This window comes from Methylobacterium nigriterrae, assembly GCF_037106235.1.
GTDB lineage: Bacteria > Pseudomonadota > Alphaproteobacteria > Rhizobiales > Beijerinckiaceae > Methylobacterium > Methylobacterium nigriterrae.
Map to the genome: position 1 here is coordinate 1 of NZ_JBAWTG010000994.1, position 260 is coordinate 260.

The following is a 260-nucleotide window of genomic DNA, read 5'->3' on the forward strand; positions in this document are numbered from 1 at the left end:
CGTGCGCGAGGCCTTCCTCAAGGTCGTCCCGCGTCAGCAGATCCTCGACGAGCTCATCAAGCCACTTCAGAAGGATGCGCGATTGCGCTCTTCGCAGGTGTTCCTGCCCGGTTCGGATGGCTACGCACGGGCCGTCAAGGTCAACGGATCAGCCGGCTACGCGCGGGTCGACGTGAGCGAGGCCAGGGCGTTGCTGGCGAAAGCCAAAGTCGCAGGTCCGCAGGTCTGCATCCTGTTCGACCCGTCGAATCCGCGCAGAG

The 260-nt window shown here is 64.6% G+C and carries 1 protein-coding gene; it reads left to right on the forward strand.

Annotated elements, in window-relative coordinates; genetic code table 11:
* A partial coding sequence (locus tag WDW90_RS39995) for a hypothetical protein (protein ID WP_336493104.1) occupies positions 1-260 on the forward strand: 260 nt, incomplete at both ends.